General features: G+C 31.4%; 15 protein-coding genes and 1 tRNA gene. 6 read left to right on the top strand and 10 right to left on the bottom strand.

Translation table 11 applies throughout. The features are described 5' to 3' along the window. Window positions 1-100: 100 nt before the first annotated feature. Complete coding sequence (locus N4T77_RS02140) at window positions 101-1,063, top strand: DMT family transporter (protein WP_261670084.1); 963 nt, start codon at window positions 101-103, stop codon at window positions 1,061-1,063. 11 nt (window positions 1,064-1,074) lie between these two features. On the opposite strand, the gene N4T77_RS02135 is transcribed toward N4T77_RS02140, so the two are convergent. Further along, window positions 1,075-2,085, bottom strand: a complete 1,011-nt coding sequence (locus N4T77_RS02135) for an asparaginase (protein ID WP_261670083.1) — start codon at window positions 2,083-2,085, stop codon at window positions 1,075-1,077. Between the two features lie 258 nt (window positions 2,086-2,343). Here N4T77_RS02135 and N4T77_RS02130 point away from each other — a divergent pair, with 258 nt between their 5' ends. Next, a complete protein-coding gene (locus N4T77_RS02130) occupies window positions 2,344-2,997 on the top strand; it encodes a hypothetical protein (RefSeq protein WP_261670082.1) in 654 nt (217 codons plus the stop codon). A 50-nt stretch (window positions 2,998-3,047) separates the two neighbouring features. On the opposite strand, the gene N4T77_RS02125 is transcribed toward N4T77_RS02130, so the two are convergent. From N4T77_RS02125 to nirJ1, 4 genes are all read right to left on the bottom strand, one after another. Beyond that, a complete protein-coding gene (locus tag N4T77_RS02125) occupies window positions 3,048-3,512 on the bottom strand; it encodes an Lrp/AsnC family transcriptional regulator (protein WP_261670081.1) in 465 nt (154 codons plus the stop codon). 2 nt (window positions 3,513-3,514) lie between these two features. Next, window positions 3,515-3,970, bottom strand: a complete 456-nt coding sequence (locus N4T77_RS02120) for an AsnC family transcriptional regulator (RefSeq protein WP_261670080.1) — start codon at window positions 3,968-3,970, stop codon at window positions 3,515-3,517. A 76-nt stretch (window positions 3,971-4,046) separates the two neighbouring features. Then, a complete protein-coding gene (gene nirJ2 / locus N4T77_RS02115) occupies window positions 4,047-5,027 on the bottom strand; it encodes a putative heme d1 biosynthesis radical SAM protein NirJ2 (RefSeq protein ID WP_261670079.1) in 981 nt (326 codons plus the stop codon). Window positions 5,028-5,039: 12 nt separating this feature from the next. Continuing rightward, complete coding sequence (nirJ1, locus tag N4T77_RS02110; protein WP_261670078.1) at window positions 5,040-6,203, bottom strand: putative heme d1 biosynthesis radical SAM protein NirJ1; 1,164 nt, start codon at window positions 6,201-6,203, stop codon at window positions 5,040-5,042. Window positions 6,204-6,399: 196 nt separating this feature from the next. Between nirJ1 and N4T77_RS02105 the strand changes: the two genes are divergently transcribed. The 3 genes from N4T77_RS02105 (at window position 6,400) to N4T77_RS02095 (ending at window position 8,748) form a co-directional block, all read left to right on the top strand. Further along, window positions 6,400-6,858 (top strand): YbaK/EbsC family protein, encoded by a 459-nt coding sequence (locus N4T77_RS02105; RefSeq protein WP_261670077.1) that lies wholly within the window; start codon window positions 6,400-6,402, stop codon window positions 6,856-6,858. A gap of 137 nt (window positions 6,859-6,995) precedes the next feature. After that, complete coding sequence (locus N4T77_RS02100; protein ID WP_261670076.1) at window positions 6,996-7,550, top strand: GNAT family N-acetyltransferase; 555 nt, start codon at window positions 6,996-6,998, stop codon at window positions 7,548-7,550. A 211-nt stretch (window positions 7,551-7,761) separates the two neighbouring features. Next, window positions 7,762-8,748 (top strand): DUF2156 domain-containing protein, encoded by a 987-nt coding sequence (locus tag N4T77_RS02095; RefSeq protein ID WP_261670075.1) that lies wholly within the window; start codon window positions 7,762-7,764, stop codon window positions 8,746-8,748. 134 nt (window positions 8,749-8,882) lie between these two features. Here the strand turns inward: N4T77_RS02095 and N4T77_RS02090 are convergent, their stop codons facing one another. Beyond that, complete coding sequence (locus tag N4T77_RS02090) at window positions 8,883-9,560, bottom strand: HesA/MoeB/ThiF family protein (protein ID WP_261670074.1); 678 nt, start codon at window positions 9,558-9,560, stop codon at window positions 8,883-8,885. Between the two features lie 207 nt (window positions 9,561-9,767). Here N4T77_RS02090 and N4T77_RS02085 point away from each other — a divergent pair, with 207 nt between their 5' ends. Beyond that, window positions 9,768-11,321 (top strand): cell wall-binding repeat-containing protein, encoded by a 1,554-nt coding sequence (locus tag N4T77_RS02085; protein WP_261670073.1) that lies wholly within the window; start codon window positions 9,768-9,770, stop codon window positions 11,319-11,321. Window positions 11,322-11,417: 96 nt separating this feature from the next. On the opposite strand, the gene N4T77_RS02080 is transcribed toward N4T77_RS02085, so the two are convergent. The 4 genes from N4T77_RS02080 to N4T77_RS02065 all read right to left on the bottom strand — a co-directional run bounded on the left by N4T77_RS02080 (window position 11,418) and on the right by N4T77_RS02065 (window position 15,659). Continuing rightward, window positions 11,418-11,990, bottom strand: coding sequence for a nitroreductase family protein (locus N4T77_RS02080; protein WP_261670072.1), 573 nt, complete (start codon window positions 11,988-11,990; stop codon window positions 11,418-11,420). 221 nt (window positions 11,991-12,211) lie between these two features. After that, a tRNA-Ser gene (locus N4T77_RS02075) sits at window positions 12,212-12,302 on the bottom strand. A 93-nt stretch (window positions 12,303-12,395) separates the two neighbouring features. Continuing rightward, a complete protein-coding gene (locus N4T77_RS02070) occupies window positions 12,396-12,935 on the bottom strand; it encodes a YqaA family protein (RefSeq protein ID WP_261670071.1) in 540 nt (179 codons plus the stop codon). A 525-nt stretch (window positions 12,936-13,460) separates the two neighbouring features. Next, window positions 13,461-15,659, bottom strand: coding sequence for a DNA topoisomerase III (locus tag N4T77_RS02065; RefSeq protein ID WP_261670070.1), 2,199 nt, complete (start codon window positions 15,657-15,659; stop codon window positions 13,461-13,463). Between the last annotated feature and the right edge of the window lie 16 nt (window positions 15,660-15,675).

The following is a 15,675-nucleotide window of genomic DNA, read 5'->3' as shown; positions in this document are numbered from 1 at the left end:
AACAGATTCTTAAATTTATAATTCTTTATTGCAATGCCATATATTTTGATTGTATTATATATCTGTATGTAAAATAATTTCTTATTTTCGGAGGACGTATATGTTTAAAAATCATAATTGGCTGCCCTATATATCAGCTACAACTACATCTTTAATATTCGGTTTAAGCTTTCTTTTTTCTAAAAAGGCATTAAATGTGGCATCTCCTTTTAGCCTGCTATCTTTTAGGTTTCTAGCGGCTTTTTCAGTAATGACTATTCTTGTGCTGCTTAAGGTTGTGAAAGTTGATTACAGAAATAAACCTGTGAAAAACTTGTTTTTTCTCGCACTAATGCAGCCAGTAATTTATTTTATATTTGAGACCTATGGTATTAAATTCTCATCCTCCTCTTTAGCTGGAGTTATGATAGCCCTTATACCTGTAATTGTTACAATAATGGCATCTTACTTTCTTAAAGAGAGAGCTTCCAAAGCTCAGTTTGCATTTATATCTATATCCGTTGCAGGCGTTGGTTTCATTGCCTTTATGAACAGTACTGATTCTGGCAGTACAAGTATTTTGGGAATAGTTCTACTTATAATTACTGTAATATCAGCTGCTGCCTTTAATATAATGTCAAGAAAACTTTCTTCAAGCTTTACACCTATGGAAATAACCTATTTTATGATGGGTTTAGGTGCTATAGTCTTTAATGGAGTATTGATTATTAATCATGCTATTTATGGTACTCTTCTAGACTACTTTAAGCCTCTGCATAATAAAGATTTCATTATTTCTATTACTTATTTAGGGATTCTGTCCTCTGTTATAGCTTTCTTACTAGTTAACTTTACTCTGTCAAAGATAGAGGCATCAAAATCTGCTGTTTTCTCAAATCTTTCTACAATAGTATCTATAGTAGCGGGAGTTGTAATATTACATGAGCAATTTAAATATTATCATCTTCTAGGGTCCATTATGATATTAGTTGGAGTTTGGGGAACTACTTACTTTGGAATAAAAGCTAAAGCCATAAATGACCTTATAAAAGTTAAGGAAATTGAAGAAATTAAAATAACCTAAAAGAAGCTTGACTAATCAAGCTTCTTTAAATTAAATACAGATTTAACTTCTCCTACCTGAACCTTTATATTGTTTAAATTCTTTCCCTTTCTAAACCTATCTAAGGCATTAAGTTCACTGTCTTCTAATATTTTCAGCTCCTCTAAGCACTTCATTACTGCAGGCCAAACTGCCCTATAACTTCCATCTTCAATTTTTAAAGCTATACCTAAATCCATTCCTTTTACTCCGATGCAGTAAACCCCTTCAGCTCCAAGCTTTCCTATAAGCTTACCATGGGAATTTTTTATAAGCTCTGTGCAAAATCCATCAGTACCTGCTATCATCTCAGGCCAGTCATTCATAGCCTTAAATATTCTCCTACAAGCAATCTTGTATTTATCTGATAAACCATCAGGGTTGGCTATCTTAGCAAAGCCTAATGCCATATTATACAATGGAATTCCATAGACAGGAACTGTACAACCATCTGTGCCAATTGAAATCTTTTCTTCTTCAATTTCGCAAATTTCTGAGGTTATCTTCTTAAGTTCTTTTTGCACTGGATGTGTTTCTAGGTTGTAATCATTTACACTATAACCTTTAAATAGTGACACTGCAAGCATTCCTGCGTGCTTTCCTGAACAATCTGTATTAGTTGGATTAAGTTTAGCATGATTCCACAATAATTCCTTTGTATATTCGGTACTTAATGATAAAGTAGCTCCACAGAGTAAATTACATATAGGTAATCCAATTTTCTTCATTATTCCTTCTATAACTTTTCTGTGAAAATCTTCACCATAATGGGATGCACACATTATGGCTAATTCTTTATCATTTAAATTGAACTTATCTGCTGCACCACTTATGATTACATTTAGAGTTTGAATTGGTTTTGCTGCTGATCGCATATAAGTAACCTTATATGGGTCACCAGTTGAATACAATAGCTTTCCTTTGCTATCAACTACAGCTATGTCTCCTCTATGAATACTTTCTACTAAAGGTCCTCTAGTTACATTCACAAGAATTTCTGACATATTATCACTCCTCTAATTATAGTTTTAGAAGCAAAATTTTATTTGGAAGTAGCTTACTGAAATTACTCTAGCTTGAAATTCTTTTCTTACTATCATACTATTAAATACTATCTATTTTTGATTATTATTCTTTCAAGTTTCTGCTATTCCTTCAATCTCCAAAATATTTTTCATATTAACAGTTTTTATTCCTTTTTCATATAATAGAATATAAAACTTAATAGGTTTTGTTAACAAATTATCAAGGGGAATTGGGGGGTGTTTATCATACATTCTATATCTGTGAATGGAAAGGAAATTAAATTTTTAAGCACCTACAACGTATTTCTTAATTACTGTGAAGAGAAGCATTTTTCAGCAGAGAAAATAGCAGACTTAAATAAACTTATTGTGAAAATCTATAATATGCCCAGTAAAACTATAATATTTGAAACGGATTATGGGTTTACTGAAGAAATAGTACTTTATGATAATCACATTTTTGCCTTTATATCCAGCAATAGCTGTAAAGTTCTTTTTAATTACTTACCATCAAAGAATTTGTTTTTGTATAATAGTTTTCCTAATTTAACTCAATATCAAATAGAAAAAATTCATAGTATTAAAACAGAATCTCTGGCAGGAAACATTAAAATAACCCTTTACAATGGTTATAGTTTAAATTACAAAGTAATTTATGATTATGAGACTTTTCTATACTACTGTGCAGTTAATGAACTAGATGCAGAACATAGCTATTCAAAAAGACTTATTTTTAATGACTTTCTTCAGAGTTTAACTGTATCTAGTATTAACTACTTTTCTGTAGATCCAAACTTTGGTCTTACTGCAAAATCGCAAAACTCTCCTCATATCTTTAACTATGTATACTTTGACAATCTGATGATAATAACAAATTATAAGAAAGCCTAAGAATAAAAAATCACTGCATAATAATTGCAGTGATTTAAGTTTTTTAGTAATTAAAAATAATTCATGCTGCTTTTCTTAAGTTCTTTAATACTATGCAAAACCTTATAGTCATATATACCAATAGCCTTGGAAATCTTATTTATCTCTACTTCACACTGCTGTAAATTACAACTATGAACCATTGTAAAAAAATTATATCTCCATCTTTCCCCTGTAGTTCTTTCATAACAGTGGGTGATTTCATTAAAGGTGCTTGCTATCTTTCCAACTTCATCCACTCTCTCTTCTGGTACTTTCCATACAACCATGGCGTTGCCTTTATATCCAGCCTCTCTATGGTATAAAACTGCTCCAACCCTGCGTAGAATTCCCTTTTGATGTAGTTGTTGTAAGTTATCCAGCAGCTCTTCTTCAGTAATTTTCAGTTCCATAGCAATAGCTTTATATGGCTCTGGCGAAAGTGGCATATCCTTAGATAAACTATTAATAATTTTTTTTTGCACTTCATTTACCATAGCTATACCTCCGAAAGCTTAAAAGAAGCCTTTACTTTAAAACGCCTCACTGCTGGAAGATCAATCATATCTAAAACCTCACCTTCTTTTTTAATAGCAGTCATGATTTCCTCTATCCTTTCTCTTGATGGCGCTATAATGGTAAACCACATATTATAAGTATGATCTCTTATATAATTGTGTGTGATTTCATCGTAACTATTTACAACCTTTGATACATACTCTACCTTATTCTTCGGTACACTAATGGCACAAAGTGTACTACAATACCCTAATTTCTTAGAGTCAAAGACCCCACCCATTCTTCTTATATATCCTTTATTTTTTAGACTTTCCAGCCTATATATAACTTCTCTTTCCTCAATTTTTAATTTCTCCGCTAGGGCCAAAAAGGGTCTACTTACCATTGGTAATCCATTTTGTGTAATATCTAATAATTTTTTGTCAATTTCATCCATTTTTGCACCTCCTTAGAACACCTAATACTGGATGAACTATTTTACATATTAAAGATTTTTGAAATAGCTATAGTTTTCATGAATATATACACAAAGTATCTTCTGACATATAGTCTCCATCATTGTTATATGCAGCTCTTGCCCTGCATCCCCCACAGATATTCTTATATTTACATCTACCGCAGCTTCCTTTATAATCTAAGGTCCTCAAATCCTTAAAAATTTTGCTTTCCTTCCATATTGTACTAAAGTCAGTTTCTTTTACATTGCCTGCTACTTCCTTTAAATAAGCGCAAGGCTGAACATCTCCCCTTGGACCTACGATGCAATAGCTTAAGCCTGCAAGACAGCCTCTACTAAATCTAAGTTTTATCCCCATGTTTTCTGCAATCCTAATAAATTGAGGCGCGCAGGTTGGCTTCAACTCAATGTCTATCTCTTTTTGTTTTTTCATGATATCTGAAAGCAGTCTTTCGTAATCATCTAGATTTACAGCTTCCTTTTCAATATTTTCTCCTCTACCTGTTGGTACTAAAAAAAAGGTATGGTGGGCTATTGCCCCCATTGCACTAGCAAAATCAGTAATGTGCAGTACCTCATCTTTATTCCAATCCATCACTGTAGTATGAATTTGAAAGGGTAGTCCTATATCCCTACAATTTTTCATTCCGTATAATGTATCTCTCCAAGCACCGCTGTAGTTTCTGAATCTATCATGTTTATTTGCATTCAAGCTATCCAAACTTATCCCTACAGCCTTAATTCCTGATTCTTTTAATTTTAATGCTGTACTAGGGGAAATAAGTGTTCCATTGCTTCCTAATACTGGACGAAGTCCTAAGCTGGAGGCATAACTTATTAGCTGGAAGATATCCTCCCTCATCAAAGGCTCCCCTCCTGAAAAAATCATTATTTTAAAGCCCGCCTTAACAATTTCCTCTATTAGTGCCTTTCCCTCTTCAGTAGTAAGCTCTAAGCTGTCTTCCTTACCAGCATCCCTATAACAGTGCTCACAATACATATTGCACTTATTAGTGGTATTCCATGATATAATCATATATTACTCCTTTCAACTCTCTATTTCTTTATCTGTTAAATAACAAGCGGGATCAGATTCCCAGAAGTCTCCAGTAACGGCTTCTGCTCTTGATCTAAAGTTACCATTGCATAAGCTAAGCCATCTGCAGTGGCTACAACGTCCTTTCAACAATGGTTTTCTATCCCTAAGTCCCTGAAGAATTGGATGAGAGCTTTTTTTCCATATTTCACTAAAGCTTTTTTCTCTTATGTTGCCAAAGTTATAATGAGAGGTAAATTGATCTGGGTGAACATTTCCTCTAAAATCTACATTTCCAAAAGCCATGCCAGAGCGATTTCCTCCATTTATCTTTATAAGATTTAACACCCTATTAGCTAGGCTTGGATATCTTTTTTGTGCCTGCAAATAGATGTAAACTGCATCTGCATGATTATCTACTGTTAGTATTTCAGTCTTTTCTCCAAACTCTAAAGTCTTTCTTATTATTAAATCCATAACTTCTCTAGATTCCTCGTGGCTAATATCTTCTTTTATCATTTCGTTTCCTCTTCCAGAATAAACCAGGTGATAAAAACATACTCTTGGTATATTTTCCTCTTTTATTAGTCTAAAAATGTCCTCTAGTTGATTAAAGTTATGCCGGTTTATAGTAAATCTCAGTCCAGCCTTTTGTCCACTTTCTAGGCAATTCCTTATTCCCAGCAGAGCTTTATCAAAGGCTCCCTTAGTTCTTCTAAATTTATCATGACTACTTCCTACTCCATCTAAACTTACTCCAATATAACCAACATTAAATCTTTTTAAAGAAAGACAGACTTCTTTGCTTAAAAGAGTTCCATTAGTGGAAATAGTACTTCGGATATTATATTTACTGCTATGCTCTAATAAATTAAAGATATCATTTCTCATAAGAGGTTCTCCTCCAGAGAAAAGTATAACTGGCACTTTAAATTTTGCTAGATCCTCTATAAAATCTTTTCCTTCCTGTAAGGTCAATTCTCCTTCATATTTCATATTTTTTGAATCTGCATAGCAGTGTATACAATTTAAGTTGCAAGTTCTTGTGCAATTCCAAACTACTACCGGACCTCTACCTTCACTTACACCATACTTTTGCTCTGCAGCTCCCTTAATATAACGTAAACTATCTCCATAATTTTCAGTTCCACACAATAATTTGCTAATACTAATCATTTTTTATCTCCTTGAACTTATATTTACATTAGTATTATCTTATTATAGATAAGCTTTTTAAATTCCTAAGAAAGATAACTTTCATTAAATGATTATGTAAAAATACATTTTAATCCATATTGCCTAACACTTGACAAAGGGCTGTTTTATAAAATAAACTAATAAATAATAATTGTTTGTGAAAAGAGGTAATATAATGAGCATAGAAAGTGTAAGAAACTACTTTATTGAAAGAACTCATCAGGACCCTGTTTTTGAACTAGATGATGTCAGTGCAACTGTGGATCAGGCAGCAAGTGCAATAGGAGTAGAGCCTAAATTAATTGCTAAAACGTTGGCTTTCCGATTAAAGGAAAAGGATATACTTATTGTAGTTCGTGGAGATGCTAAAATTAATAATAAGAAATATAAAGAAGCATTTAATACTAAGGCCAAAATGTTAGACCTTAGTGAGGTAGAGGAAATCACCGGTCACCCCGTAGGCGGAGTATGTCCCTTTGGTTTGAAAAATCCTCTGGACATTTATTTAGATATATCCCTCCAGAACTTCGAATATGTTTACCCTGCTGCTGGTGCCATAAATGCAGCACTTAAAATTACTCCCTCAGATATGCAAAGTATTACTAGTGCTCAATGGGTAGATGTATGCCAGTAGTAAATGCATAAAATCTATATAAGACATTTTTTTCAACTATCAGTTAAAAAACTATAATGTTGTATACACATATTATGATAAGTTATAATAAACCTTGACTTAAATAAAGTCTACTTAAATAACGGAAAGGTGATAAAATGCTAATAAATAATTTACTAAAAGGCAGTAATGTACGACTAACTTCTTTAAAGGAAAGTGACTTAGCTATTTTTGAGTCATGGTATAACGATATTAACTTTTTAAGACTTTATGATATGATTCCGGCAATTCCTAAGTGTGAAAGTGAACTTAATGAAATGTTAAAGGAAATAAAAAATTCAAATGATAGATACATCTTTGCAATAAGGACTATTGAGGAGGATAAATTTGTAGGCGTAACTGGTTTTGAAAATATACTATGGAACAACGGTACTGCAGTAATATATATAGGTATAGGCGATAATACCTATAGAGGTAAGGGAATAGGAAAGGAAGCCCTGGCACTTACAATGGAATTTGGTTTTCAAGAATTAAATTTACACAGAATTGGCCTTAATGTATTATCCTATAATAAACCAGCATTGAAATTGTATGAAAATCTAGGCTTTAAGAAAGAAGGGACTTACAGAGAATTTATACATAGAGACGGAAAAAGGCATGATATGTATTTATACAGCATTTTAAGACCAGAATGGGAAGAAATTAATATATAAAACCTTTTCATGTCCTTATTTCTTAGTTTTACTTACTATACTTATGTATATTGATGTTTGCAAAATATACTCTAAGTATTAATATATATAGTAGTATCTTTTTTATACCATAAAACATAAAAGTGCATACTTCACTAATATATACACATAGTTATATAATTAAAGAGTAATATAAGCAAATTTTGTAAATAAAAAGACAGGGAGTGTATTTATGCTAACATTGAATACTATTGGTGTCTGTGACAGAATAGAATATAATGAACTACAAGAAGAAGAGAATCATGAAGAACTCTGCTTTAGTCCCCTTACTATTGATGATAAATGGATTTTTGATAGATATTTAAACGAATATAATTTTAATACCTGCGAATATTCCTTTGCTAATCTTCTTATTTGGAGAAAAGGCTGTGATATAACATATACAATTTATAACGGAGTACTAATTATTAAAAAGAAAGATTTCAAAGGAAACTATCATTTTATGCAGCCTATGGGATACAATAATGAAAATCTTAAAAAAGTAATTGAAATACTGAAAGAGTACAGATTAAAGAATAAGATGAAATACCTCTTTAAAGATGTAGAAAAATCATTTTTAAAGGAATTAAAAGATATTTATGGTGATGATATAGAAGTAGAAGATGATATAGATAATTTTGACTATATATATGATAGTTCAAAATTAGCAACTTTATCCGGTAAAAAACTACACAGTAAGAAAAATCACTATAATTATTTTACTAAAACCTATGATTATTCTGTTAAAGACCTTTCTGAAGAATCTGTAAGAGAAGATTGCATAAGGGCTGCAGAAATCTGGCATGAGGAAAAATATAATGGTGATGAATATTTATCCTATGAACTAAAAGGTATAAAAGAACTGATAAAAAATATGGATGTCCTTAATCTAAAGGGAATTGCTATTTATGTAGATGATGTCATATCTGCCTTTACAATAGGAGAATCTGTAAACAAAGACATGGCTATAATTCATATAGAGAAAGGACGATCCGATATAAGGGGAATTTATTCTTTTATAAATAAGACCTTTGTAGAAAAGTATTTTACTGATGTGAAATTTATTAATAGAGAGCAGGACTTAGGTATAGAGGGATTAAGAAAGGCAAAAAAATCCTATTATCCTATTAGATTAGAAGAAAAATATTGTGTGAATTTATCCGATGACTACCTGCTCTAAACTTCCAGTTTATTCTTAGTTTAACTTTATAGATAACGTTAGAGCTTATAAAAATAACTTGCTTAAACTTTATTTTTATAAGCTCCATTTTTTAACATGAAAAATATTAAATAAAGTATACTGATTTTATATCTTTACATATCTAATGTCATATAAACTTGATCATATAAATCAATACGCAGTACTTTATTTCTAAGTAGTTCTCCTCTTCCAAGCAATATTTTTAATACTTCGCTTACTTCTATGGATGCAACTAATGCTGGAGTAAAAGATGGATTTCCAAGTTCTTTCTCAATGCCCTTCTCCACCTTTCTAGGATAAATTTTCTCTAAGGTTTTTTCTCCAGGAAATATAGTTGAGACTTGTCCATACCAACCAGCTATTGCACCATGTACCATTGGCTTATTTAGCTTTCCTGCAGCATCTTTTATCAAAAATCTAGTCTTAATATTATCCACTGCATCTATTATTACATCCTGATCTGAAAATACACTTAATATATTTTCTTCTGTTATCCTATCAGTTATAGTCTGTACCTCTATCTCAGGATTTACTAGTTTCATTCTTTCTTTTGCTTCCATTGCTTTGCTTTTCCCCAAATTGTTACAATTTGATAAAAGTTGTCTGTTTAGATTACTTTCATCAAATACATCTCCATCTACTGCAGTTATGCGGCCAATTCCTAATCTGCCTAACATTTCAATTATGTATCCTCCTAGTCCTCCACAACCTATAACGCAGACCTTAAAACTTTTTAGTTTAGAGTTTTCCTCCTTAGAAAGCATTTTCATATTTCTTTCATATCTACTCATATTGCCAACCCCCTTAAACAAACATTGTTAGGTAAATTATACCATAAAGTACTTTTAAACATATATTTATTTTGCAGTGTTCTTTATAAATATATTAATATGTTTATATTAACTACCTATATATCCAAAATATTAAATAGGCTATACTATTTTTTGTATTTTTGTGGTAAAATCTTAATATTATACAGTAAAGGAGTTGTGTATACTTTGAAAAAGATATTAAGTTTAATTGCAGCATCTATTCTAGTAATTAGCATTTCAAATACAGTAAGTGCAAAAAACTTCTACAATGTTAAGAGAATTTTTGGACAGGATAGATACAAGACCTCAGTTAATATATCAACTAATTTTGGTAATAGCTTACATAATGCCGTTATTCTAGCCAGTGGAAAAGACTTTCCTGACGCACTTTCTGGTAGTTTACTTTCAAAAAAATTTAATGGCCCTATATTACTTTTAGGAAACACAGTAGCGGAAAGCTATGATTCCACAGAATACATAAAAAGTCATTTAAATAAAAATGGAACTATTTATTTATTAGGCGGACAAGCGTCTATAAGTGATGAATTTATAGGTCATTTTAAAAATCTTGGATATAGTAATGTAGTGCGGTTAGGTGGAGGAAATAGATTTGAAACAAATAAAATTATAGTTGATTTTATAGATGTTAAAAAGGGAACTCCTGTTGTCATTGCAAATGGATATGGCTTTGCGGATGCTATTAGTATATCCAGTGTTGCAGCCTCAAAGCAGTATCCAATATTGATGACAGATTCCGCCCACCTGCCAGATGGAGCAAAGGATATTATCTCTAATTTACAACCTGAGCAGATTTACCTGATAGGTGGACAAGGTTCTATTAAAGACTCAGTAGTAGATGAACTAAGAAAACTTGTGCCAACCTTAAATGACAGTGAATTAGTAAGAATCTCTGGTAATGATAGGTATGACACTTCACTAAGTATATCTAATTATTTTAATTTAGAAACTGATACTGCAATAATTGCAAATGGCTCAAATTTTCCTGATGCGTTATCTGGTAGTGCTTTAGCTGCAAAATTAAATGCACCGATTATTCTTACAGATGGTCAGAATATATCCAACCAAAAAAGCTTTATAGAAAGTAAAAATTACAAAAACTTAATTCTATTAGGAGGGTTAGCTTCTATTGACCTATCCGTTGAATATGTCTTAAAAGGAGCGGATAACATTAAAGAAGATGAAAAGAAATACTTAAATAGTTTATCTGAGTATTGTGAAAGTTTCATAAAGAAATGTACAACTACCTCTAATTATATAGATGAAACTTTTGCAAAGGTCAACTCTGTAAAAAATATTTCAGAACTGACTACTGCTTCAGAAATATCTGACTCCCTTAGCAGCCTTACACAAATATATGGGGATGGCAAGACTATACTTGAAAAGTATAAGGAAGAGCTAATTGTTCTTAAAACTGAGGTTTCTAATCTAAAGCCTCCTAGTACTTTAGAAATCCTTAAAACTAGCTATATAAGCGGCATAGAAGAAGAACTAAAAGCTGTAGAGAAACTAATAAGTTATTTTAATTCATACATAGACTTATTTTCTTCACTTAAGGATGGTTTCAGTAACTCAGATTCAGCTAAAATAAATCAGAAAATTAATGAGTTAGATACGATAAACAAGACTATCTCAGGTGATCTTAAGAACCTACAAAAGGGTGAACTTGCTATTAAAGGCTTAAATCAAAGCCTATTGAAAATTAAAGAACTGATAAAGTAATTTCTCTAGCTGGGAAAATTTTATCCCCCTAATAGATATACAAGTTATTCTAAATATCTATTAAGGGGATTTTCCTAATTAAAAAAATTTTATCTTTTATTTATCTAGTATTAGATCTTCTAAAGCTCTCTTCGGAACATGGTGAACTCCATCTTCATCCCTATAGTATTTTATGTCTCCCGATTGACTAAGAGGCTCTAATTTAACAACTTCCTTTGGCTTTCCTAAAGCTATAACCATAATTATTGAGTATTCCTCTCCTAATTGCAGCTCTTCAGCTAAGGTTTTTCTATCTACATTTCCAAACATACAACCACCAAAGCCTTTTTCTACAGCACCAAGAAGAATACTTTGTGCAGCTAATCCAGAATCCCAAAGACTATTTTTACTTAAGGTTAAATCTTGAAGCATCACTATGTATGCTGATGGTTTCTCTCCTTCTGTTGGACCATCCCAATCTTTTAAATAGCCTGCCCATTTAAGAGTATTAAATATCTTCTCATTTTTATCTTCACTGTTAGATAATACATATTTTAAGGATTGCATATTCATCCCAGAAGAAGTTACTCTAGCTAAGTCTATAAGCTCTTTTAAAGTATTCATAGTTATTTTTTCATTCTGGTAAAAGGTTCTGTAGGTTCTGTTCTTTAAAACTAGATCTCTAATCATTTTTCACACCCCATACTTCTAATATTTTCTTAATTATATCATAGACTGCTTATTATAAGTTATCAATATACACTTTTAAGTGTTCTAGTATACTTTTGGTTACCTTTTATTTTTTATTATGTTTATATAATAAAAAAAGGTAGGTACTTTTAATAGAATACCTACCTTACCTATTCACATATAACTAAATAAAAAAACATCTAGCAAATCACTAGATGTTTTGGCGGAAAGAGTGGGATTCGAACCCACGGTACGGTCACCCGTACGCCGGTTTTCAAGACCGGTGCCTTAAACCAACTCGACCATCTTTCCATGTCCCTTCGACATTAGTTATTATATCAGCATTTTTAAAATAGGTCAATACTTTTTAAGAATAAAATAGTAAATTTTTAAGTATTTTTTCATTTAACCCTTCTTAAAAACATATCTTACCAGTAATACTACTATAGCTACAATTAATCCAATAATTATAGTATAATGTTTTATTACATTTACTAAGGTTGCTCCATATAAACTAATAATGATTCCTTGAGGAACATATCGTATTACTCTACTTAGAACTGCTGCTGCAATAAACCTTACAAAGTTAACCTTGAATATACCAGAAGAGAGTACATAAGCTTCATACGGGATTGGAGTAAATGTGGATGTCAAAATAGTAAGAAAAGCATTCTCATTATATTTTCTTTCAATTTTATTTAAAGCCTGATCTGATATTAGTTTTTTCAGAATATGACTTCCTATACTTTTTCCTAATATATACCCTATACAAGATCCTATCGCACAAAAAAATACTAAAATTAAAGAATAAAGAAATGCATTCTTTGTATTTGCCACAGCAATTGGAATAAATATTAGTTCCATAGGGATGGGCATAAAAATTGGCTCAATTAAGGCAGATATTATAATTCCTATAACCCCGTAATTTACCATAAAATTTATCATATAATTAACCTCTTTATTTGCTTATTCTTGCTGGTTACCGATGTGCAACATTATATATTTCTTTAACTAATAAATCCATCTACTAGTTTCAAAAATAGATGTTGCGCTATTAAATTTCTTCAAGTTATTAATTTTCTACTTCTTAACATTAAACCTTTGTAATCATAGTAAAAACACTATATATTTAAAATAAAAGTCATACATAACTTTCAACATAATAACATTAATATTTTACTTTCTTCAACTCTTTTACCTGTTTATCTAAATTGTAAAAAATACTTCTATACTCATTTATATTAGAAATAAACTTGCCAATTTTACTCTTTGTATTTTACACTCTTCACTTATCTGTAATTTTATGACTTTTTCAAAATTACATTAATAAATAACGATTTTAGAATTAGTTCTTCATAATTTCTTTATATCTCAAAACTATAATTAAATCATAGGAACAATAAGGATATCTTATTAAAATAATAAAATAAGACAAGGTCCAGAACTATGCTTAACCTTGCCTTATTTTTGCTACTTTAACTTTAATTTAGCTAAAGCTTCTGCTAGTGCAGAATTCATTGGAGCTTCACTTTCCTGCTTCATCTTCTTCATATACTTTGCTACGTCTTTTTTATCTACTTTACCACTATTTTTTTCAAATCTCTTCTTAAAGGATGAGAGTTTTTCTCTAAAGCTACAGTTAGTACAAACATAAATCTGTCCTTCTCCCTGCCCTCTTAATTCAAGTTTCTTATGACACTCTGGACATCTTACATTAGTAAGTCTAGCAAGGTTTTCTCTGTGTCCACATTCTCTGTCCTGGCATACAAGCATTCTTCCATTTTTACCATTAACCTCAAGCATGTATTTTCCACAATTAGGACATTTTTGTCCACTTAGATTATCGTGTTTAAATTTATCAGTACTTTCTTTTACATCCTCTACAAGCTTTGTAGCATAACCTCTCATATTGTTTACGAAGGTATTTCCGTTTAATTTCCCTTTACTAATTAAGTCTAACTCTCTTTCCCACTTAGCAGTTAATAGCGGCGATTTTAAATCTGATGGAACTAGCTCTATAAGCTGTTTTCCCTTTGAAGTAGGAACTATTTCTTTGCCCCTTTTTTCTATATAAAAAGAATTAAATAGTTTTTCTATTATATCTGCTCTTGTTGCAACAGTACCAAGTCCCCCTGTTTCTCCTAGGGTTTTGGAAGCTTCTTTGTCTAGTTGAACGTATTTTTGAGGATTTTCCATTGCAGATAGCAGCGTTGCTTCATTAAATCTTGCCGGTGGCTTTGTTTGAGATTTATTTATGCTTACCTTTGTAAAGGATATACTATCTCCCTTTTTAACCATAGGCAGAAGTTGCTCTTTTACCTCATTGTCATTTACATCATCACTGCTATCAAGGTCATTTTCCCTATCATAGACAGCTTTCCATCCCTTTGATTTAACTATCTTTCCTTTAGCTATAAAAGTCTCTCCGTTTACTTCTGCTTTAACAGTAGTTTGTAAATATTCAAAAGGAGGAAGCATAACGCTTAAAAATCTCTTAACTACCAAATCATAAATACTTTTTTCCTCACTGCTTAAATAAGCTAGTATAACCTTCTGTTCTGTTGGAATAATTGCATGGTGATCTGAAATCTTACTATCATCTACAAATCCCTTATGAGCTTTAATCTTACTTTTTAATATTTCATTAGTAAATTTAGTATAGTTTCCTACGGATACAGCCTTTAATCTATCCGGTAATGTAGCTACAATATCACTGGAAATATATCTTGAATCTGTTCTTGGGTAGGTTAAAATCTTATAATTCTCATACAATCTCTGCATTATAGAAAGAGTTTGTTTTGCAGAATAGCCAAATATTCTATTTGCATCCCTTTGAAGTTCTGTTAAATCATATAAATTAGGAGCATGTTTTTTCTTATCACTTTCAGTTACCTCTACAATCTCACCACTCTTACCAGTAACCTTTACAGAAACTTCCTTTGCCTTACTCTCATCAAAGGTTCTTATATTCCCACTTTTATCCTGCCATTGAAGAGAGAATCCTTTAGCAGTTCCTATAACATTAAAGTAATCCTTTGGCTTAAACTTCTTTATTTCCTCTTCTCTCTCAACTATCATAGCAACAGTTGGAGTCTGTACTCTTCCAGCAGAAAGTTGAGCATTATATTTACAGGTTAACGCTCTTGTAACATTTAATCCTACAATCCAATCAGCCTCTGATCTACACACAGCAGATTGATATAGATTCTCGTATTCCCTTCCAGGTTTTAAGTTTCTAAAACCATCTAGAATTGCCTTGTCTGTTTGAGAAGAAATCCATAAACGTTTTATAGGTTTTTTGAAACCTACCTTCTCTATAATCCAACAAGCTACAAGCTCTCCTTCTCTTCCAGCATCTGTTGCTATAACTAATTCATCTATATCGTTTCTGTTCATAACCTTCTTAACATCATTAAAATGCTTTGCGGTTTTACCTATCACAGTAAGTTTCATTCTATTTGGAAGCATAGGAAGTGTGTCCATACTCCATTTTTTATACTTTTCATCGTATGCTTCTGGGTCTGCCAGTGTAATTAAATGGCCTAAAGCCCACGTTACGATATATTTACTTCCCTCTATATATCCATTTCCTTTTGTATTACATTTTAAAACCTTTGCTAAGTCTCTACCTACAGAAGGTTTTTCTGCTAAAACTAATGTTTTTCCCATATTTAATATATCCTTT

This window comes from Clostridium sp. CX1 (assembly GCF_025398335.1).
Lineage (GTDB): Bacteria > Bacillota > Clostridia > Clostridiales > Clostridiaceae > Clostridium_AM > Clostridium_AM tanneri.
The sequence above is the reverse complement of the archived record's forward strand: the minus strand, read 5'-3'. Positions and strand labels throughout refer to the sequence as shown.